The 19,240-nt window shown below is 77.9% G+C and carries 15 protein-coding genes; 10 read left to right on the top strand and 5 right to left on the bottom strand.

Annotation, left to right across the window (positions count from 1 at the left end):
* The first annotated feature begins 171 nt into the window (after nt 1-171).
* From pth to LO771_RS16330, 3 genes are all read left to right on the top strand, one after another.
* Nucleotides 172-759 carry an aminoacyl-tRNA hydrolase gene (pth, locus tag LO771_RS16340; RefSeq protein ID WP_230653031.1) on the top strand — a complete coding sequence of 196 codons (588 nt, stop codon included), beginning with the start codon at nt 172-174 and terminating at the stop codon, nt 757-759.
* A 368-nt stretch (nt 760-1,127) separates the two neighbouring features.
* Nucleotides 1,128-1,757 carry a hypothetical protein gene (locus tag LO771_RS16335; protein ID WP_230653029.1) on the top strand — a complete coding sequence of 210 codons (630 nt, stop codon included), beginning with the start codon at nt 1,128-1,130 and terminating at the stop codon, nt 1,755-1,757.
* Between the two features lie 512 nt (nt 1,758-2,269).
* On the top strand, nt 2,270-2,554 hold the full coding sequence (locus LO771_RS16330) for an LPXTG cell wall anchor domain-containing protein (protein ID WP_230653027.1): 285 nt from the start codon (nt 2,270-2,272) through the stop codon (nt 2,552-2,554).
* 150 nt (nt 2,555-2,704) lie between these two features.
* Here LO771_RS16330 and ppc read toward each other — a convergent pair whose 3' ends face one another.
* Nucleotides 2,705-5,440, bottom strand: a complete 2,736-nt coding sequence (gene ppc / locus LO771_RS16325; RefSeq protein ID WP_230653259.1) for a phosphoenolpyruvate carboxylase — start codon at nt 5,438-5,440, stop codon at nt 2,705-2,707.
* A gap of 480 nt (nt 5,441-5,920) precedes the next feature.
* Here ppc and LO771_RS16320 point away from each other — a divergent pair, with 480 nt between their 5' ends.
* On the top strand, nt 5,921-7,435 hold the full coding sequence (locus LO771_RS16320; RefSeq protein WP_230653025.1) for a histidine kinase: 1,515 nt from the start codon (nt 5,921-5,923) through the stop codon (nt 7,433-7,435).
* 160 nt (nt 7,436-7,595) lie between these two features.
* On the opposite strand, the gene LO771_RS16315 is transcribed toward LO771_RS16320, so the two are convergent.
* The 3 genes from LO771_RS16315 to LO771_RS16305 form a co-directional block, all read right to left on the bottom strand.
* Nucleotides 7,596-8,135: a hypothetical protein gene (locus LO771_RS16315; RefSeq protein ID WP_230653023.1), complete on the bottom strand. Its 540-nt coding sequence runs from the start codon at nt 8,133-8,135 to the stop codon at nt 7,596-7,598.
* Between the two features lie 190 nt (nt 8,136-8,325).
* Nucleotides 8,326-8,814, bottom strand: coding sequence for an SUKH-3 domain-containing protein (locus LO771_RS16310; RefSeq protein ID WP_230653257.1), 489 nt, complete (start codon nt 8,812-8,814; stop codon nt 8,326-8,328).
* 45 nt (nt 8,815-8,859) lie between these two features.
* Nucleotides 8,860-9,432: a YwqJ-related putative deaminase gene (locus tag LO771_RS16305; RefSeq protein ID WP_230653021.1), complete on the bottom strand. Its 573-nt coding sequence runs from the start codon at nt 9,430-9,432 to the stop codon at nt 8,860-8,862.
* A 434-nt stretch (nt 9,433-9,866) separates the two neighbouring features.
* Between LO771_RS16305 and LO771_RS16300 the strand changes: the two genes are divergently transcribed.
* Genes LO771_RS16300 through LO771_RS16285 form a run of 4 tightly spaced genes read left to right on the top strand, consistent with a single transcriptional unit; the run spans nt 9,867 to nt 14,713 of the window.
* Nucleotides 9,867-11,099, top strand: coding sequence for a Gfo/Idh/MocA family protein (locus LO771_RS16300; protein ID WP_230653019.1), 1,233 nt, complete (start codon nt 9,867-9,869; stop codon nt 11,097-11,099).
* Nucleotides 11,096-12,295 carry an NAD-dependent epimerase/dehydratase family protein gene (locus LO771_RS16295; protein WP_304944826.1) on the top strand — a complete coding sequence of 400 codons (1,200 nt, stop codon included), beginning with the start codon at nt 11,096-11,098 and terminating at the stop codon, nt 12,293-12,295. The genes LO771_RS16300 and LO771_RS16295 overlap by 4 nt, the downstream gene beginning before the upstream one ends.
* Complete coding sequence (locus tag LO771_RS16290; protein WP_230653017.1) at nt 12,292-13,434, top strand: DegT/DnrJ/EryC1/StrS aminotransferase family protein; 1,143 nt, start codon at nt 12,292-12,294, stop codon at nt 13,432-13,434. Before LO771_RS16295 ends, LO771_RS16290 begins: the two co-directional genes overlap by 4 nt.
* Nucleotides 13,435-13,468: 34 nt before the next feature.
* A complete protein-coding gene (locus tag LO771_RS16285) occupies nt 13,469-14,713 on the top strand; it encodes a DegT/DnrJ/EryC1/StrS aminotransferase family protein (protein WP_230653015.1) in 1,245 nt (414 codons plus the stop codon).
* A gap of 26 nt (nt 14,714-14,739) precedes the next feature.
* On the opposite strand, the gene LO771_RS16280 is transcribed toward LO771_RS16285, so the two are convergent.
* Nucleotides 14,740-15,330 (bottom strand): DUF1349 domain-containing protein, encoded by a 591-nt coding sequence (locus tag LO771_RS16280; RefSeq protein ID WP_230653253.1) that lies wholly within the window; start codon nt 15,328-15,330, stop codon nt 14,740-14,742.
* Nucleotides 15,331-15,558: 228 nt separating this feature from the next.
* Here LO771_RS16280 and LO771_RS16275 point away from each other — a divergent pair, with 228 nt between their 5' ends.
* Nucleotides 15,559-16,587 carry an SMI1/KNR4 family protein gene (locus tag LO771_RS16275; RefSeq protein ID WP_230653013.1) on the top strand — a complete coding sequence of 343 codons (1,029 nt, stop codon included), beginning with the start codon at nt 15,559-15,561 and terminating at the stop codon, nt 16,585-16,587.
* Between the two features lie 7 nt (nt 16,588-16,594).
* Nucleotides 16,595-19,117 carry an SUKH-4 family immunity protein gene (locus LO771_RS31090; RefSeq protein WP_230653011.1) on the top strand — a complete coding sequence of 841 codons (2,523 nt, stop codon included), beginning with the start codon at nt 16,595-16,597 and terminating at the stop codon, nt 19,115-19,117.
* The last annotated feature ends 123 nt before the right edge of the window (nt 19,118-19,240 follow it).

Here is a 19,240-nt window from a genome sequence, read left to right as displayed (position 1 = left end):
CAGCGGTGCGTCCGGACCCGGCGGTCGGGGTGGGCGGCCGTGCGGGGCGGGGGTGCGCGGCGATGATGGTGGCCGTCGGCGGCGCGGCCCGGGCGGCCGCGGGAGTGTCGTGGTGGCGCCGCGGTGGTGCCGTGGTGGTGTGTGGTGTCGAGTTCGGGAGTGGAGCGGGCGATGAGCAGCGGTGAAGGCGGTTACACGGGTCCGTGGCTGGTGGTGGGCCTGGGCAATCCGGGGGAGCAGTACGCGCGCAACCGGCACAACGTGGGCTGGATGGTGGCGGACCTGCTGGCGGAGCGGATGGGTGCGCGGTTCAAGGCGCACAAGAGCCGCAACCAGGTGGCGGACGGCCGGCTGTCGGGGCAGCGGGTGGTGCTGGCGAAGCCGATGTCGTACATGAACCTGTCGGGCGGTCCGGTGACGGCGCTGCGGGACTTCTACAAGGCTCCGGCGTCGGCGCTGGTGGTGGTGCACGACGAGCTGGACATCGACTTCGGGGTGCTGCGGCTGAAGCTGGGCGGGGGCGACAACGGCCACAACGGGCTGAAGTCGATCACGAAGTCGCAGGGGCCGGACTACCACCGGGTGCGGTTCGGGGTGGGGCGGCCGCCGGGGCGGATGCAGGTGGCGGACTTCGTGCTGAAGGACTTCTCGGCGGCGGAGCGCAAGGAGCTGGACTGGTTCGTGGACCGGGCGGCGGACGCGGTGGAGGCGCTGGTGTCGGAGGGGCTGGAGCGGGCGCAGCAGTCGTACAACACGTAGCGGCGCGGACCGGGTGGCCTGCCGTCTGCCGCCCAGTCGCCTGCCGAAGTGAGGCGGCGGGTCCGGTCGGCCCGTGTCCCGCCGGGCCGCCGGGAGGCCTGCGCCGGGGTGCCCGTGCTGCCGTCCGCGGGCGGGTGCGGAGACGGGTGCGCGGCCCCGGGTGCGGCGGTGCCCTGCGGGGTCCCGCGGAGTCCCCGGGCGTGGTCGGCGGGCCGCCTTCCGTGCGGCCGGGTGCGGGGCTGCGGTCGGCCTGCCGCCGGTCGGCGCTGGTGCGGTGCGGGTCGCGGGGGGTAGCGTGCGGCGCCGACGGGCCGGAGGCGGGGGCGGTGGAAGGCCGGACCCCGTGTGTCGAGTCCCGGGAGTGCGTGGTGGCGGTGGCGAGGACGGCGGAGCGGAAGGCCGGGGCGGCCGGGTCCGCGGAGCGGACGGCGTCGGGGTCCGGGGCGCGGCGGCCGGAGGCGGCGCCGCGGTTCAAGGGGCGGCGCAGCCGGATACGCCGGGCCGGTGAGCGGGCGGTGGGGATGGCGCTGCTGCTGCGGCTGCTGGCGGTGTGGGCGGTGGTGCTGGTGCTCCTGGGGGCGGCGGCCTGGTCGAGCTGGCAGGGGTGCCGGGACGCGGTGCTGGGGGGCCGGGAGCGGGGGGTGCTGACGGTGCGGTCGTGCGATCCGGGGGTGTGCCGGGGGTCGTTCGTGCCGGACGGTGCGGACGGGGCGTCGCGGCTGGTGTCGGTGGCGCGGTCGGAGGTGCCGGCGGGGGGCCGTCCGGGGGCGGGGGGCCGTGCGGGGGTGCGGCTGGCGGTGGCGCTGCGGCCGGGGACGTCGGAGGCGGTGCGGACGGGCTGGGCGGGGGTGCTGCACGCGTGGATCCCGTTCGGGGGTGCGCTGCTGCTGGGGGCGGCGCTGGTGGGGGCGGTGCTGCGGTGGCGGCGCACGGCGTGGGCGGGTGCGGTGCTGGGGGCGGCGGTGCTGGGCGGGGCGTTCGCGGTGTCGTCGTCCTGATCCGGGCGGCCGGTGCTGCGGTGCTGCGGTGCTGCGGTGCCGGGGTGCGGGGGTCCCGGGGTGCGGGTCGCCGCAGGTCGGTGCGGGTCGGCGCTGGTCCGTGCGGGCCGTCGCGGGGCGGCGGGGGTGTCCCGGTGGGGGCCCGGGTGCGGCCGGGCGCTCGGGTCTCCGCGGTCCTCCGGGGCCTGCTCTTTCTGACGGTTGCTCAGTTCACTTCCTGGCGCCGGTGCTTGGAGGTGCAGGGCTTGTGAGGGTGCGTGGCCGAAGTGTTACCCGCCGGACGGGGGGTGGGTTGTGTCCCGGTTCGGTGGGGTTCGTGGATGACGGGGTGTCCGATCCGGACAGGTTTGACGTGTCTGCGGCGAATTGATTTCACCCCCCGTGGCGGATGACGATGGGTGGTGTTCCTGGGCCCGGCGTGCTCAGTGCCTCCCCTCCTCCGGCCTCCTCGCTGCCGGACGCCGCCTGACCATCCCGTCCGGGCCCCGTGCGACCAGACCTAAGGGGTACGTGTGTCCTTCTCGCGACGCACCCGCGCGGCCCGGTTCCTCGGCGCCGCGGCACTGACGACCACCGCGGTGATGGGCGGCGCCGGCGCGGCGCACGCCGAGTCGGCCGGGGCCGCCGCCTCGCCGGGTCCGCGGGTGGCGCCCGCGTCCGCGCCGGTGGCGCCGCTGCTCGCGGACACCGGCAGTGAGGACACGGGCCTGCTGGTGGTGTACGCGGGGCTCCTGGTGGCGGCGGGCGGCGGCGCGCTGTGGGCGCTGCGGCGCCGCGAGGAGCCGGCCGTGCACTGAGCCGCGGGCTCCGGCCGCGGGGGTGTCCCCGGCGCGTCGGACACGACGGAGGGCCCGTCCGCACCGCTTCGAGCGGGTGCGGGCGGGCCCTCCGTCGTGGCGCGGCCCTGCGGCCGGTCCGGGGCCCGGGCCCCGGACCGGCCGGTCCGGTCAGCCGGTGTTGCGCAGGCCGGCGGCGATGCCGTTGACGGTGAGCAGCAGGGCGCGGGAGACCAGCGGGTCCTCCTCGGCGCCGCGGGCGGCGTCCTCGCGCTGGCGGCGCAGCAGGGCGACCTGCAGGTAGGAGATGGGGTCGAGGTAGGCGTCGCGGACGGTGAAGGTCTGCTTGAGGACGGGGTTGTGCTCCAGCAGCTCGTTCTCGCCGGTGAGGCGCAGCACCTCCTTGAGGGTGAGGTGGTGTTCGGCCTCGATGGTCGCGAAGACGTGCTTGAGCTCGTCGGGGACGAGCTGCTCGACGTAGTGGCGGGCGATCCGCAGGTCGGTCTTGGCGAGGGTCATGGCGACGTTGGAGAGGAAGTTGCGGAAGAAGTGCCACTCGCCGTGCATCTCGTCGAGGACGTCGCCGAGGCCGGCGTCGCGGGCGGCGGCGAGGCCGGAGCCGACGCCGTACCAGCCGGGGACGATCTGCCGGGACTGGGTCCAGCCGAAGACCCACGGGATGGCGCGCAGGCCGTCGAGTCCGGCGCCGGAGTCGGGGCGGCGGGAGGGGCGGGAGCCGAGGTGCAGGGAGGCGAGCTGGTCGACGGGGGTGGAGGCGAAGAAGTACTTGGGGAGGTCGGGGTCCTCGACGAGCCTGCGGTAGGCGGTGTGGGAGGCCTCGGAGACGGTGTCCATGCAGGCGTCCCAGCGGGCCAGGGCCTCGGCGGACTGGCGGGGGGAGGTGTGGAGGGCGGAGGCCTGGAGGGTGGCGGAGACGGTGAGCTCCAGGTTCTCGCGGGCGAGGGAGGGGATGAGGTACTTGTCGGAGATCACCTCGCCCTGCTCGGTGACCTTCATCTCGCCGTCGAGGGTGCCCCAGGGCTGGGCGAGGATCGCCTCGTGGGAGGGGCCGCCGCCGCGGCCGACGGTGCCGCCGCGGCCGTGGAAGAGGCGCAGGCGGATGCCGTAGCGGCGGGCGACGTCGCGCAGGCGGCGCTGGGCGCGGTGGATCTCCCACTGGGAGGTGGTGATGCCGCCGAACTTGGAGGAGTCGGAGTAGCCGAGCATGACCTCCTGGACGTCGCCGCGCAGGGAGACGAGGAGGCGGTAGGAGGGGTCGGCGAGCATGTCGTCGAGGATGCGGTCGGCCTGCTGGAGTTCGTCGGTGGTCTCCAGCAGCGGCACGATGCCGATCCGGGCGACGCCGGCGTGGAGGTCGATGAGGCCGGCCTCGCGGGCGAGGACGGCGGCGGCGAAGACGTCGTCGGCGCCCTGGCACATGGAGATGATGTAGCTCTCGACGATCTCGTCGCCGAAGCGCTCGAAGCCCTCGCGGACGGTCTGGAAGACGCCGAGGGTCTTGGCCCCGGCGGCGTCGAGGGGGGCGGGGGTGGGGGCGAGGGGGCGGCGGGAGCGCAGTTCGCGGGCGAGGAGCTTCTGCCGGTACTCGCGGGGCATGTCCTCGTAGCGCCAGGCCTCCTCGCCGAGGCGGTCGAAGAGCTGGCCGAGGGCGTGGTGGTGGGCGTCGGCGTGCTCGCGGACGTCCATGGTGGCGAGCTGGAGGCCGAAGGCCTCGACGGTGCGGATGGCGCGGGCGAGGCGGCCGTCGGCGATGAGGCCGCCGCGGTGGGCGCGCAGGGAGTCCTGGATGAGCCTGAGGTCGGCGACGAGCTCGCGGGTGCCGCGGTAGTCGCGGCCGGGCTGGTGGGCGGTGCCGGCGGCGAGGCGGTCGCGGGTGTTGACGAGCTTCTCGCGGACGCAGGTGGCCTTGAGCCGGTAGGGCTCCTCGGCGTTCATGCGCTTGTAGCGGGGGCTCAGCTCGGGGAGGGCCTCGAGGTCGGCGGCGAGGGAGTCGAGGAGCTCCTGGGAGGCGCCGGCGAGGCGGACGGAGGTGGAGAGGGTGGCGCGCAGGTCGTCGACGGTCTCCAGGGCGTCCTTGATGCCGTACTCGTGCTGGAGGATGAGGACGTCGCGGGTGACGGCGGGGGTGACGTTGGGGTTGCCGTCGCGGTCGCCGCCGATCCAGGTGCCGAAGGTGAGGGGGCGGACGCCGTCGGGGAGGGCGAGGCCGACGCGGGCGAGCTCCTCGTGGAGCTCCTCCAGGACCTCGGGGACGGCCCCGCGGTACAGCTCGTCGAGGTAGTAGACGGCGTTGCGGGCCTCGTCGGTGGGCTCGGGGCGGGCGATGCGCAGTTCGTCGGTCTGCCACAGCAGGTCGATGACCTCGGCGAGGCGCCGGTCGGCCTGGCGGCGGGCGGAGCTGTGGCGGTCGGGGTCGGCCTCGGCGAGTCCGGAGACGGTGTGCTCGCGGTGGGTCCGGTCGAGGAGTTCGGCGATGCGGCGCAGCTTGTTGAGGACGCTGCGGCGGGCGGCCTCGGTGGGGTGGGCGGTGAAGACGGGCCGCACGGCGAGGTGGGCGAGGGTGTCGGCGAGGTGCCGGGGGTCGGCGTCGGCGAGCCGGTCGGCGGTGCGGGCGATGGTGGAGCCCTCGCGGGCGCGCTGCACGGACAGTTCGCGGCCGCGGTGGACCTGCTCGGTGACGTTGGCGAGCTGGAAGTAGGTGGAGAAGGCACGGACCAGCTTGGCGGCCGTGTCGAGGTCGGTCTGCTCCAGCAGGCGGGCGGCGGCGGCGCCGTCGCTGCGGGTGAGGTGGCGGACCTCCTCGACGAGGTCGAGCAGCTCCTGGCCCTCCTGGCGGACGAGGGTCTCGCCGAGGAGGTCGCCCAGGCGTCGGATGTCGGCGCGCAGCGCGGCGTTGGCGGCGAGGGCGTCCGGGGCGGCGGTGTCGTGCTCTGCCGCGGGGCGGTCGGCCGGGGTGGGGACCGGTGCGGTCACGGCTGGCTCCCTTTGCTCACGGATACGGCTACGGGACGGTGGGGGGCTCGGCCGCCGTCCCGCGCGGAGGGCGGCGGGGCCGGCCCGGTGGGGGCGGCGCCCGCCCGGCGCGGGTTGTCCTCGGCGGTGCCCGGGGGGTGCGGGCTGGGCGGGAGCGGTGCTCCGCCGCAGCCGGTGCGGACCGCGCTGTCCGACGTGTCCCAGCATAGGTGTCCGAGTGCCGGCGCAGGTCGAGGCGGCCGTATGGCGGACACGGCGTGCCGGGGCGGGGCATCGCGGCTGGTGACCCGCCGGGGTGCCCGGGCGGGCGGTGGCCGGGCGGGGGCGGCGGGCCCGGGTCCGCTTGCGGAAGGGGGGAGGGGCGGGCCGGGGGCGGCGCCTAGTCTGGTGCCCATGAGCATGGCGACGGGGGACGGGATACCGGGCGGCGGGGTGGCGGCGGGGGCGGCCGGTGCGCCGTCGGGCGGGCGGCGGACCGCGGGCGGCCCGTGGTGGTGGGCGCGGCCGCGCGGGCTGGTGCTGGACGTGCTGCTGGCCGTGGTGGCTGCGCTGGAGTGCGGGTGGGGGGCGGCGGGCTTCGCCGGGGACCGGCTGCACTGGCACGCCCCGGTGCCGGCGGTGGCGTTCGTGCTGGGGGCGCTGGCGGGGGCGTCGTTGGTGGTGCGGCGGCGGTGGCCGGTGGTGCCGGTGGCGGCGGCGCTGGTGTTCGTCCCCGGCATGGTGGGGGTGGTGCTGCTGGTGGTGTCGCTGTACACGCTGGCGGCGTGCCGGGACTGGCGGGCGCGCCGGTGGACGGTGGCGGCGCTGTCGGCGCTGGCGTTCGCGGAGACGCTGGGCATGGTGCTGGTGGCGTTCCTCTCCGACCCGCAGGCGCGGGAGGTGCCGCCGCGGTGGCTGTTGGTGGTGCTGGCGGTGCTGGTGTCGGTGGGGCTGACGGTGCCGCCGATGGTGCTGGGGCTGTACGTGGGGGCGCGGCGGCGGCTGGTGGAGTCGCTGCGGGACCGGGCGGAGGGCCTGGAGGCGGAGCTGGGGCTGCTGGCGGAGCAGGCGCGCGAGCGGGCGCGGCGGGCGCGGATGGAGGAGCGGACCCGGATCGCGCGGGAGATGCACGACGTGGTGGCGCACCGGGTGAGCCTGATGGTGGTGCACGCGGGGGCGCTGGAGCGGGTGGTGGCGCGTGATCCGCAGCGGGCGGCGGAGAGTGCGCGGCTGATGGGGGAGGTGGGCCGTCAGGCGCTGGACGAGCTGCGGCAGATCCTGGGGGTGCTGCGGATGGCCGAGGGCGAGGCGGCCGGGGCCGGGGCGCCGCCCGCGGCGGTCCGGGCCGGGGCGGCTGCGGGGGACGCCCCGGAGGGCCCGGACGGCCCGGACGCCGGGGGCCGGGGCGGTACGGACGCCTCAGGTGCGGGTGGTGCGGGTGCGGGCGGTTCCGGTGGGTGCGGTTCCGGTGCTGACGGCGGTCCGGGGCTGGCGGACGTGCCGCGGCTGGTGGAGCAGTCCCGGGCGGCGGGGCTGCCGGCCCGGCTGGAGGTCGGCGGGGCCCGGCGGGCGTTCACGGCGGAGGCCGAGCGCACGGCGTACCGGGTGGTGCAGGAGGCGCTGACCAACGCGCACAAGCACGCCCGTGGTGCGGAGGCGCTCGTCACGGTGGCGTACGTGCCGAACGGGGTGCGGGTCGTGGTGGTGAACACCGCGCCCTGCGAGCAGGACGCGGCGGACGGCGGGCGTCCGCTGCCGAGCGGCGGCAACGGGCTGGTGGGGATGCGGGAGCGGGTCGCGGCGCTGGGCGGCAGCTTCGCGGCGGGGCCGGTGGACGGGGGCGGCTTCCGGGTGGAGGCGGTGCTGCCGTCGCGGCTCGCGGTGAGCGCGGTGCCCCTGCGGCGGGGGTCCGCCGGGCCGCCGCCCTAGGGCCGAGGGATCCGTCCGCCGGCCTGCGGCGGGGGAGCGGCCCGCGCGTACCGGACCGCTGCGGCCTGCGGGGTCCGCACGCGGGCGGTGGGACGGGTGAGGGGCCCGTCCGGGACGGGTGAGGGGCCCGTCCCGTCCCCCCGCCGCCGCCTGCGCGCCGTCAGGCGCTGGTGATGGTGCCGCCGACGGTCTGCTGCAGCGTCTGCAGGGTGGTGCCGTCGGCGCCGACGGCCCAGCGGTCGCCGACCAGGAAGCTGCCGCCGCCGAGGGTCGCCTGCAGCCACTGCTGCTGGTCGGACCGGCTGGCGAAGGAGGTGACCGCGAAGCGGGCGCCCTGCTTGTCGGTGCAGGTGGTCTGCTTGAGCTGCTGCCCGGCGTCGGGCGGGGTGAGGGAGCAGCCGGTGGCCGCGCCGAACGCGTTCAGCGCCACCGGCGGCCTGCCCGGCTGGGGCTGGGCGGCGGCCTGCTGCTGCCCGGCGGGCGCGCCGGGGGCGCCGGCCATGGTCTGCATCCCGGCGGGGAACTGCTGGGCGGGCGCGGCCTGGGCGGCGCCCGGGTCGGCCTGGCTGGGGCTGCCCACGTGGTTGCTGGCGCTGCAGGCGACGGCGGAGCTGAGCAGGACGGCGACGGCGGCGACTGCACCGGCTGCGGCCCGCGGGTGGAGGGCGGACGTGCGGCGCGAGGCGGTCGGATCGGTCATGGGGGTTCCCTCCCGGGGCGGTGTGCTGCGGGGCCGGTGCTGTCCGCCGGTCTGTACGCCGGGGGGCGCGGGGCGGTTCAGCGGCCCGGTCCGCCGGACGCCCGCCGGACGCGGGGGCCGGGGAGGGGCCCCGGGGACGAGGACGAGGACGGGGCCGCGGGCCGTGCGGGCCGGGGAGGGCGGGCGCGGCTCAGAGCGGCTGGACGGCGGTCCGCAGCCGTTCGGGGAGGGCGCCGGTGACCAGGGTCGTCACCGCCCGGTCGACGGTGTCCCCCAGGTACCACTCGCCGGTGTGGTCGAGGCTGTAGACGCGCCCGGCGGCGTCGACGGCGAGGAGGCCGAGGCCGCCGTTCTCCTCGCCGAGGGGGGCGAGGGGGGTGTCCAGGGCCCGGCCGAGGTCGGCGAGGGTGCGGGGCTGGTGGAGGCCGCGCAGCGGGTCGATCAGGAAGGGGGTGCGGGCGATCTGCTCGCCGGCGCCGGCCAGGTCGACGCCGATGCCGCCGAACTCCGCCCAGGCCTCCACGGCGGCGGGGAAGACGCTGTGGCGGTGGCCGTCGGGGGAGTCGTACGCCGTCAGGGCGTCCGCCCAGGCCTCGGCCTGGCGGATCTGCCAGCGGCCGGGGTGCCACCCGGCGTGTTTGAGCGCGGAGGCGACGTCGGCGGGGAATCGGGCGTTCAGGAGGGGGCTCCTCGGGTCGGGGGCCGGGGCGGGTGCGGCCGCGGCTCAGCCGGCGGCTGCCGGCGCCACCGCGACGCTGCGGACGCCGAAGTGCTCCAGCATCGGCGCGCAGGAGCGGCACGGCGGCTGGTGGGTGCCGTGGGCCGGGTCGCCCTCCTCGCGGATCCGCACCGTCGTCATGCGGGCCCCCTTGAGGGCCTTGCGGGCGTCGGAGAGGCCCAGCGGCTTGCGGGAGGCGCGCCGCGAGCGGTTGGCCTCGGCGGTCGCCAGGTACTGGGACAGCAGGATCGCCTCGGCGCAGCGGCCGGTGAACCGTTCGCGGCTCTCCGGCGGCAGGCCGGCGAGGAACGCGGCGACCAGCGGGTGCAGTGCGGGCGGGGCGTCGTCCCGGTGGCCGGGGTGGGTGCGGGTGCCGTCGCGCGCGGACAGGGCCGCGGCCACGGCGGGCAGCAGGCTGTCGCGGTGCTGGCGCAGGACCGGGGCGCCGGCGGGCGGCCGCGGAGCGGCGGGTGCGGCGTCGGGGCCGGGGCCGGGACCTGGTCCTGACGGCTGCGGACCTGACGGGGCGGGGGCCGCCGGGGGCGTGGCGGTGGCCGCTATTCGGTCGCCGATGGCCATGGCCGCTCCTCCCGTCCCTCCGTCCGGCCGACACGTTCGTCGGCGAAGTGCAGAGGGTCAGACTGCCAAATACTTCAGGTGATCACTAATCCGGGGCGTGTTCCGCGGGGTGTTTCGCCATCTTGTGTCCCGCTTTGCCGGTCGTGGCCTGCGTCTCCCGGCCGTCGGGGCGTGCGCGCAGGCGCGCGTTCGCGGGTCCGTGCGCCCCACCCGGATCATCACAGGTCGTCCACAACCCGCGGGCGGGGTTTGCGCATTCGGCCCCCTCGCGCCGGAGGGCGGCGGTAGCGTTCCTGCAGCGCAGCCGGAGGCGGTGTGCGCGGCTCCGGCACCGCAGGGGAGAGCGGCCGGGCCGCCCCGGTGTCCGGCCGTGCGTCCGAGGGTGTCAGCCGCGCCGGCCGAGGCGCCGCGCGGCACGCAGGGGGGTCGATGCCATGACGCATTCGCAGCGGACGAGCGGCGCAACCGGGCCCGAGGAGGCCCACGAGGCACCCGGCGAGCACGTGCCCGCCCCCGGGCCGCCCGCGGTTCCGGAGGGCGGGCCGGTCGGCATCGCCGTCGTCGGCGCCGGCTACTGGGGGCCCAACCTGGTCCGCAACGCCCAGCAGACGCCCGGGCTGCGGCTGCGGTGGCTCTGCGACCTGGACGAGTCCCGCGCGCGGCGGGTGCTCGGCGGGTACAGCACGGTGCGCACCACCACGTCCTTCGAGGAGGTCCTCGCCGACGACCGGGTGCAGGCCGTCGCCGTCGCCACCCCCGCCGCCAGCCACTACCGGCTGGTGCGGGCGGCGCTGGAGGCGGGCAGGCACGTGCTGGTGGAGAAGCCGATCACCACCGACGCCGACGAGGCGGAGGAGCTGGTCGCGGTCGCCGAGCGGCACGGCCGGGTGCTGATGTGCGACCACACCTTCTGCTACACGCCGGTGGTGCGCCGCATCCGCGAGATGGTGCACCGCGGCGACCTGGGCGAGGTGCAGTTCTTCGACTCGGTGCGGATCAACCTCGGGCTGGTCCAGCCCGACGTCGACGTGCTGTGGGACCTCGCGCCGCACGACCTGTCCATCCTCGACTTCGTGCTGCCGCCGGGCGTCGAGCCGGTGGGGGTCTCCGCGCAGGGCGCCGACCCGATCGGCGCGGGCCGCGCCTGCGTGGCGTACCTGACGGTCCACCTGAGCAGCGGGGCGCTCGCCCACTGCCACGTCAACTGGCTGTCGCCGACCAAGGTCCGCACCACCATGATCGGCGGCTCGCGGCGCACCCTGGTCTGGGACGACCTCAACCCGCAGGCCCGCCTGTCGGTGTACGACCGCGGCGTGGACCTCACACCGCCCGACGAGCTCACCGACGCCATCCGCCACCAGGCGCTGATCTCCTACCGGGTGGGCGAGATGGTCGCCCCCGCGCTGGTGGAGCAGGAGGCCCTGCGCAACGTGATGGCGGAGTTCGCCGCCGCGGTCACCGAGGGGCGCGCCCCCCTCACCGACGGCCGTGCCGGGGTGCGGGTGCTGCGGCTGCTGCATGCCGCCTCCCGCAGCCTGGAGCTGGGCGGGGCCACCGTCCCGGTCGGCGCCGCGGGGGCGGGCCCGGCCGCGTCCGGCCTCGCCGCGGGCCCCCTCGCCGCCGACGCCCTCACCGACACGCTCACCGAAGGGGCCGCCGCCCGATGACCGCCACCACCCCGTCCGGCCCCACCCCGTCCGGCCCCACCCCGCCCGGAACCGTCCCGCCCGGCAGCACCCCGCCCGCCGCCCCGCCCGGGCCCGTGTGCGGCACCGCCCTGGCCGCCGCCGCCAGGGCCGCCGGGACCGCCCGCACCGGTCCCGCCGTCGACCTGCACGGCGCCCGGTGCCTGGTCACCGGCGGGGCGGGCACCATCGGCTCCGCCGTCGTCGACCAGCTGCTGGAGGCCGGCGCCGGCGAGGTCGTCGTCCTCGACAACTTCGTCCGCGGCCGCGCCGCCAACCTCGCCCGCGCCCGCGGCCTCGCCGCCGCCGACCCCGCCCGGCTCCGCGTCGTCGACGGCGACATCCGCGACCGCGCCCTGCTGCGGGAGCTGCTGCGGCCCGCCACCGACGTCGTCTTCCACCTCGCCGCCCTCCGCATCACCCAGTGCGCCACCGAGCCCCGGCTCGCCCTGGAGGTCCTGGTCGACGGCACCTTCGACGTGCTGGAGGCCGCCGCCGAGACCGGCGTGCGCAAGGTCGTCGCGTCCTCCTCGGCGTCGGTGTACGGCCTGGCCGACACCTTCCCCACGCCCGAGACCCAGCACCCCTACAACAACGACACCCTCTACGGCGCCGCCAAGGCCTTCAACGAGGGCCTGCTGCGCAGCTTCCACGCCATGTACGGCCTGGACTACGTGGCCCTGCGCTACTTCAACGTCTACGGGCCCCGGATGGACGTCCACGGCCGCTACACCGAGGTCTTCATCCGCTGGATGGAGCGGATCGCCGCGGGTCGCCCGCCGCTGATCTTCGGCGACGGCGCGCAGACCATGGACTTCGTCTACACCGAGGACATCGCCCGCGCCAACCTGCTCGCCGCGCGGGCACCCGCCACCGACCGCGTCTACAACATCGCCTCCGCGAGCGAGGTCTCGCTGCGGGGCCTGGCCGAGGCGCTGCTCGCCGCGATGGACAGCCCCGGCCTCGGCGTGGAGCACGGGCCGGCCCGCGACACCGCGGGCGGCGTGGTCCGCCGCCTCGCCGACATCTCCGCCGCCGAGCGCGACCTGGGCTGGAAGCCGGAGCTGGGCCTGGAGGAGGGCCTGCGCCGCCTGGTCGACTGGTGGCGGGGGACCGCCGCCGAGGAGGCGTCCGAGGGGACGTCCGAGGGCGCCGCCGCGCCCGGGGGTGCCGCGTGACCATCCCCGTCATGGTCCCCTGGCTCGGCGAGGAGGAGGCCGAGGCCGCCGCCGAGGCCGTCCGCTCCGGCTGGATCGCCCAGGGGCCGCGCACCGCGGCCTTCGAGCGGGCCTTCGCCGACCACCTCGGCGTGGAGCACGCCGTCGCCGTCTCCTCCTGCACCACGGCCCTCCACCTCGCCCTGATCGGCGCTGGGGTGGGCCCGGGGGACGAGGTCGTCGTCCCCTCCTTCTCCTTCGTCGCCACCGCCAACGCCGTCACCTACGTCGGCGCCGTGCCCGTCTTCGCCGACGTCGACCCCGCCACCGGCAACCTCACCCCCGCGACCGTGGAGCCGCTGCTCACCGCCCGCACCCGGGCCGTGGTCGCCGTCGACCAGGGCGGCGTCCCCGTCGACCTCGACGCCCTGCGCGCCCTGCTCGACCCGCGCGGGACCACCGTGGTCGAGGACGCCGCCTGCGCCGCGGGCAGCGTGTACCGGGGCGCCCCGGCGGGCCGCGGCGCCGAGCTGGCCGCCTTCTCCTTCCACCCCCGCAAGCTCCTCACCACCGGCGAGGGCGGCATGGTGACCTGCCGCGACGGGGCCGTCGCCGCCCGGCTGCGGCGGCTGCGCGAGCACGGCATGAGCGTCTCCGCCGCCGACCGGCACGCGGCGCCCGGCGGCGCCGCCCTGCTGGAGACGTACGACGAGATCGGCTTCAACCACCGGATGACCGACATCCAGGCCGCGGTCGGCCTGGTCCAGCTGGGCAGGCTGCCGGCCCTGGTGGAGCGCCGCCGCGCCCTCGCCGGGCGCTACCGCGCGCTGCTGGCGCCGCTGCTCGGCGAGGACGGCGGGCGGCTGGTCGCCGACCCGCCCCACGGCACCACGAACTTCCAGTCCTGCTGGCTGCTGCTGCCCGACGCCTTCCCCGTCGGCCGCGACGACCTGCTGGGCCGGCTCGCCGCCGCCGGGATCTCCGCCCGGCGCGGCATCATGGCCGCCCACCTGGAGGCCCCGTACGCGGGCACCGCCCGGGTGCCGCTGCCCGCCACCGAGCACCTCACCCGCAACTCCCTCGTCCTGCCGCTGCACCACTTCCTGACGGAGGAGCAGCAGGACCAGGTCGCCGCCGCCCTGCTGGCCGCGGCCTGCTGAGCACGCCCACACCCGGACCCAGGGGGACCGCACCATGACCGCGAGCACGGCCGCCGACGCCACGACCCCGCCCGCCGGGGGCCCGGCCGCCCCGCCGGCCGCCGCCCCGCCGGTGCCGCTGGTGGACCTGCAGGCGGCCCACGCCGAGGTCGCCGACGAGGTCCGGGAGGGCTTCGACCGGGTCCTCGCCGCGGGCGCCTACGTCAAGGGCCCCGACGTCGCCGCCTTCGAGGAGGAGTACGCCGCCCTGTGCGGCACCCGCCACTGCGTGGGCACCGCCAACGGCACCGACGCCGTCGAACTGGCCCTGCGCGCGCTGGAGCTGCCCCCCGGGGGCGGCGTGGTGCTGCCCGCCAACACCTTCGTCGCCACCGCCGAGGCCGTGGTGCGCGCCGGGCTGCGGCCCGTCCTCGTCGACGCCGACCCCGAGCACCTGCTCACCGACCCCGCCCGGGTCGCCGAGGTGCTGGAGGCCGACGGCGGGGCGGTGGCCGCCGCGGCCGCCGCGGGCACCGACCCCCGGCCCGGCCGGATCGCCGCCCTGCTGCCCGTCCACCTCAACGGCCAGGTCGCCCCGATGCGGCCGCTGCTCGACCTGGCCGCCGCCTACGGCCTGCCGGTGGCCGAGGACGCCGCCCAGGCGCAGGGCGCCACCCAGGACGGCCGGCCCGCCGGCTCCTGGGGCCGGATCGCGGCGACCAGCTTCTACCCCGGCAAGAACCTCGGCGCCTACGGCGACGCGGGCGCCGTCACCACCTCCCACGACGCCCTCGCCGAGGCGGTGCGCCTGACCGGCGACCACGGCTCGTCCCGCAAGTACGTCCACGACCGCTTCGGCTTCAACTCCCGCCTGGACACCCTCCAGGCCGTGGTGCTGCGCGCCAAGCTCCGCCGCCTGCCCGCCTGGAACGCCGCCCGCCGCGCCGCCGCCGCCCGGTACGACGCCCTGCTCGCCGGCCTCGACGGCGTCGCCCTGCCGCGCACCGCGCCCGGAAACGTGCACGTCTGGCACCTGTACGCGGTCCGCGTCCTGCCCGGCCGCTCCCGCGACGCGGTGCTGGAGGCGCTGCACGCGGCGGGGATCGGCGCGGGCGTGCACTACCCGGTGCCCGTCCACCTCCAGCCCGCGTTCCGGTGGCTCGGCCACGGGGAGGGGGCCTTCCCGGTCGCCGAGCGGGCCGCCCGCGAACTGCTCACCCTGCCGCTCTTCCCGCAGATCACCGAGGCCCAGCAGGTCCGCGTCGCCGAGACGCTGGCCGGGGCCCTCGCCCGGGCCTGACGCGCCGTCGCGGAGGGGGCGGCGGGTCAGCTCCCGTCGCGCAGGTCCTTCGGGGCCTCGCGCAGGAGGGAGATCCGGTCGAAGACGGCGGTGCAGCCCTCGCCGAGCGGCGACTGCGCCATGAACCCGATCCGCACCCGGCCCGCCGCCTCCGGCCCCAGCGTGAAGTAGCGCAGCAGCCGCCACCAGCGGCCGTCCGCGGAGGAGTGGAAGGCGAAGGCGCCGCCGGTGCGGGCGATCCGCAGCCACAGCCGCCCGCCCGCCGCCTCGTGCGCGTTGGCGTCGTCGGAGGTGCCGCGGGTCACCACCGTCACGGCGGTCGGCCGCGCCTGCGGGGAGTACTCGAGGCAGAGCTTCGCCCACAGCCGCTCGCCGGCGTGCAGGAGCAGCACCCCGGCGTCGTAGGTGGAGCGGAAGCCCACCTCCACCCGCGCCGCGAACGTGAAGTCGCCCTCCGGCGGCACGCCCACCAGCCGTGCGGCGTCCGGCAGCTGCTCGCCCTCCCGTCCCGCCGGGTCCGCGAACAGGTCGCTGCGCGGCGCGGCCGTCATGGTGAGCGTCCCGCCGTCGATGCTCCAGGAGCCGCCCGGCGGCCCCTCCTCCGCGAGTGCGATCATCAGGCCCTGGATGGTGTGCCCCCCGGCGTCCGGCTCCGCAGGTCCCGCCACGGCGGCGTCACCTCCCCGACGGCCGCACGGTGTCCGGGACCGGGCGGCCGCCCCCCATCCTTCCCGGCGGCGGCGCGGTGCGCCAGAGGGGCCCGCCACCGGGGGAGCACCGCCGCCCGGCCACCCCCTACGCTGGGGGCGCAGACGTACGAGCCGAGCCAGTGGGGGACGAACTCGATGACGACAGGTCGGCCCGGCGCGCCCGCCGGACCCGGGAGAGCGCAGGCGCCCGGCGCCGCCTACGCGGGGCAGGCGGTGCGCTTCCCCGACCCGCTGCGCGCGGAGCGGTACCCCGCGGGGGTGCCGGTGGACGAGCGCGGGTACCCCGACCTCGGGGCGTTCGCCGCCGCGGCCGCCGAGGTCGCGGACCCGCCGGAGGGCTTCGGCGTCGACGAGCTGCGGCTCACCGACCACGTGTCGGCCAACGCCGCCCTCTACACCCAGGGCCACGAGCTCTGGGCCGACCTCGACTGCGCCGTCGCCACCCCCCACGGCTGGACCTGGCACCACGCCGTCGGCCCGGCGGCCCCCGGCAGCCGCCGCCTGGAGCTGGTCCCGGTGGAGGTGAAGGCGCTGCTGCGGCACCACGGCGGCCTCGCCCTGTCCACCGCCGACCACTCCCGCCGCGGCACCCGCCCCCTCCAGGAGCACCGCCCCGCGCACTTCTCCCTCACGAAGGACGGCGGCGACCCCCTCGCGGTGACGGAGGACCAGGTCCAGCGGGTGGAGGAGCGGCTCGGCTACCGGCTGCCCGGCGCCTACCGCGGCTTCCTCAAGCTCGCCGGCGGCCGCGCGCCCGTCGGAGTGGCCCTCGACCCCGGGCTGGGCCTGCTGCTCGACCAGCCGTTCCTCACCGTCCGCGACACGTACGCGCTGGACGACCTGGTCTACGTCAACAAGTGCGTCCGCGACCACCTCACCAAGGACTACCTGGCCGTCGCCTACGTCCAGGGCGGCCTGCTGGCGCTGAAGGTCCGCGGCCCGCGCACCGGGTCGGTCTGGTTCTGCCCGTACGACGACGCCCGCGACACCGGCGCTGAGGAGCCGCCGGACCTGCGGTGCGAGCGGCTGCTGCTGCCCTGCGGGGACGACTTCGACGCGTTCCTGCTGCGGCTGGCCGGCAGCCCGCCGGAGCTGGAGACGGTGGCCGAGCTGATGGTGGACGGCGGGTTCGCCCGCGCCGTCCCGGTGAAGGGGCAGGGGTGATCCGGCCGTGGTGACGTACGCGCAGGCCCAGGAGACCGCCGAGGACTGGGTCAACGGCGGGGTGCCGCACTTCCAGCGCCGCGAGGTGCGGGTGCGGGAGTTCGACCTGGGCTTCGTCTGCTGGGCCGCGGACCGGGCCGACGGGCCGACCTCGGACGGCGGCGAGGTGCGGCTGGTCATCGCCCGCGACAGCGGGGCGGCCACGATGTGGCCGCCGCTGCCCGTCCACGAGGTGGTCCGCCGCTACGAGGAGGTCTACGGGCGGCCCGCGGGGGCCGCGCCCGCGGGCACCCCGGCGCCGCCCGCCCGCGACTCGGTGGAGGCCACCTCTTTCCTGCTCAGCCCGCCGCAGTGGCTGCAGGAGGCCGGTGCGGCCGCGATCGCCGCCGAGGCGGCGGAGCTCGGCACCTCCGGCGGCCCCGCCGGGCCCGCCCGGCCGGCTCCCGCGCCCGCCGACCCGCCGCCCGCCGTCCTGACCGCGCCGCCGGTGCCCGACGGGCCGCCGGGGGACGTGCCGACCATGCTCGCGCCGCCCGGGCACACGCCCCCGCCGCGGCCCGGCGGCACCGGCGGCGGGCCGACCCCGCCGCCGTCCGACCCCTTCGGCACCGGCGGGCCCGCAGTGCCTCCCGTCGGCCACGGCCACCCCGCGCCGCCGCCGGGTGGCCCGGCCTCCCCGCCGCCGCCGGCGTACCCCGCCGACGGCCTGCCGCGGGGCGTGTACCCGCCGCCGCCCGTGGCCCCGCCGCCCGCCCCCCTCGGGCCTCCGCCGCCCCCGCCGCCGGGCCTGCGCGGCGCGGCGCCGTCCGGCCCGGGCGCACGTCCCGGCGGCCCGGTGCCGTCGCCCCCCGAGCTCGACCACGCCCCGACGATGCTCGCGTCGCCGGGCGGCCCCGGCATGCCCGTCGTGCCCGGCCCGTCCGGAGGCCCGTCCGGCGCGGGCCGCGGCGCGGGCGGCACACCCCCGCCGCCGCCCCCCGGCCTGCTGGGCGGCGGCCCCGGCACACCCTCGGGCGGCGCCGGCCGTGCCGCGGGCGGCGCCCCGCCGCCCCCGCCGCCGCCCGGCCTGCTGGGAGGCGGCGGGCCGGGAGCGGGCGGCGCCCCGGCGTCCCCGTCCCCCGCCGCGGCCGACCTCGACCACGCGGCCACCCAGCTCTCCCCGGCCGTCGACCTGGGCCGCGGCCCCGGCCGGGGCGCCGGACGGTCCGCCGTGCCGCCGCCCCCGCCCCCGCCCCCGGGTGCGTTCGCCGTGCCGGGTCCGGGCACGCCTCCCGGTCCGCCGCCCCCGCCCCCGCCGGGGATGCCGGGCGCCCCGCTGCCCCCGCCGCCGGGGATGCCGGGTGCTCCACTGCCCCCGCCGCCGGGGATGCCGGGTGCTCCACTGCCGCCCCCGCCGGGCGCCGGTGCGGCCTACGGCTACCCCGCCGCCCCGCCGCCCGGCCCGCTCGGCGGCCCCTTCCCGCAGCAGCCGCCGCCCCCGCCGCCCGGCCCGGCCGGCGGTCCGGGCGTGCCGCCCGTCCCCGGCATGCCCGGCATGCCCGGCGCCCCCGGCGTGCCCACGGTCGGCCCCGGCTACCTGGCGGTGCTCAGCTACCGGGGTCCCGACGGCTCCGAGCAGAAGGTGATGCACCGCAGCGAGCCGGGCACCCCGCACCCGGAGTGGAAGATCCTCCAGGAGCTGCGGCGGCTGAACGTGCCGCCGGACCAGGTCCTGGAGCTCCACACCGAGCTGGAGTGCTGCGACCTGCCGGCCGGCTACTGCGCCCGCATGGTCAAGGAGGCCTGGCCGAACGTCAGGATCAGCCACACCGCCGCCTACGGCCGCGACCACGCCGCGCGGCAGTCCGGCATGCGCCACCTGCTGGAGCACCTGGACGAGCTGCACGCCCTGGCGTCGGGCCCGGCCCGGCCCCGGCCGGTGCGGGTGCCGCTGCCCGACCCGGGCGCGGTGCCGAAGCTGCCGCCGCTCGCCCCGCAGCAGCTGGCGGGGGAGCTGGCGCAGGCCTTCGGCCCGGCGGTGTTCCGCTACGAGCAGCGCGCGGTGGCCCGGCAGGGCGTGCCGGAGGCGGTGGCGCAGACGCTGACCTGGGCGGGCCTGCCGGTGGAGTTCGGCCCGTTCTTCTGGGCGCAGGCGCAGCCGGGCCGGCCGATCCCGACGCTGGCGGAGCTGGCGGCCGAGCGCGGGCGTGCGGCGGCGCCGGACGCGGGCGGGTACCTGGTGCTGGGCAACGACTACGGCCGCCAGCTGTGCGTGCAGTACGGCACGGCCGCCGTGGTCGCGGTTGACCTGGAGGGCGGGCCCGAGCAGAACCGGCCGCGGTTCGTGAACTCCGGCGTCCCGGAGTTCGTGCGCTGCATGGCGCTCCTCGGCCGGATGTGGCGGCTGCGGTACGGCCTGACGCCCGAGCAGGCCGGGCGCTGGACCACGGACTTCCAGGCGCAGCTCGCCGCGGTCGACCCCGCGGCGCTGCAGTCGCAGGACACGTGGTGGGCGGTGGTCCTGGAGCAGTTCTGGGACGGCCTGCTGTAGGGCGGCGCGGTACGGCGGGAGGGGCGTTCCGGACATCCGGGGCGCCCCTCGCTGTCGTGTTTCCCACGTGTTCCCGCGCGGGTCGCGGGCGGTGGTTCGGGTACGAGTGCCTTCGGAGCAGGT

Origin of the sequence: Streptacidiphilus sp. ASG 303, from assembly GCF_020991365.1 — a bacterium.
Taxonomy (GTDB): Bacteria; Actinomycetota; Actinomycetes; order Streptomycetales; family Streptomycetaceae; genus Peterkaempfera.
This window is presented reverse-complemented; position numbering and strand designations above follow the sequence as displayed.

Bases quoted from the DNA above. Each gene is read 5' to 3' on its own strand.
- pth (WP_230653031.1), top strand. From the start codon at position 172: ATGAGCAGCGGTGAAGGCGGTTACACGGGTCCGTGGCTGGTGGTGGGC.
- LO771_RS16280 (WP_230653253.1), bottom strand. From the start codon at position 15,330: ATGATCGCACTCGCGGAGGAGGGGCCGCCGGGCGGCTCCTGGAGCATC.
- LO771_RS16320 (WP_230653025.1), top strand. From the start codon at position 5,921: ATGAGCATGGCGACGGGGGACGGGATACCGGGCGGCGGGGTGGCGGCG.
- LO771_RS16285 (WP_230653015.1), top strand. From the start codon at position 13,469: ATGACCGCGAGCACGGCCGCCGACGCCACGACCCCGCCCGCCGGGGGC.
- LO771_RS16305 (WP_230653021.1), bottom strand. From the start codon at position 9,432: ATGGCCATCGGCGACCGAATAGCGGCCACCGCCACGCCCCCGGCGGCC.
- LO771_RS16295 (WP_304944826.1), top strand. From the start codon at position 11,096: ATGACCGCCACCACCCCGTCCGGCCCCACCCCGTCCGGCCCCACCCCG.
- LO771_RS16315 (WP_230653023.1), bottom strand. From the start codon at position 8,135: ATGACCGATCCGACCGCCTCGCGCCGCACGTCCGCCCTCCACCCGCGG.
- LO771_RS16300 (WP_230653019.1), top strand. From the start codon at position 9,867: ATGACGCATTCGCAGCGGACGAGCGGCGCAACCGGGCCCGAGGAGGCC.
- LO771_RS16275 (WP_230653013.1), top strand. From the start codon at position 15,559: ATGACGACAGGTCGGCCCGGCGCGCCCGCCGGACCCGGGAGAGCGCAG.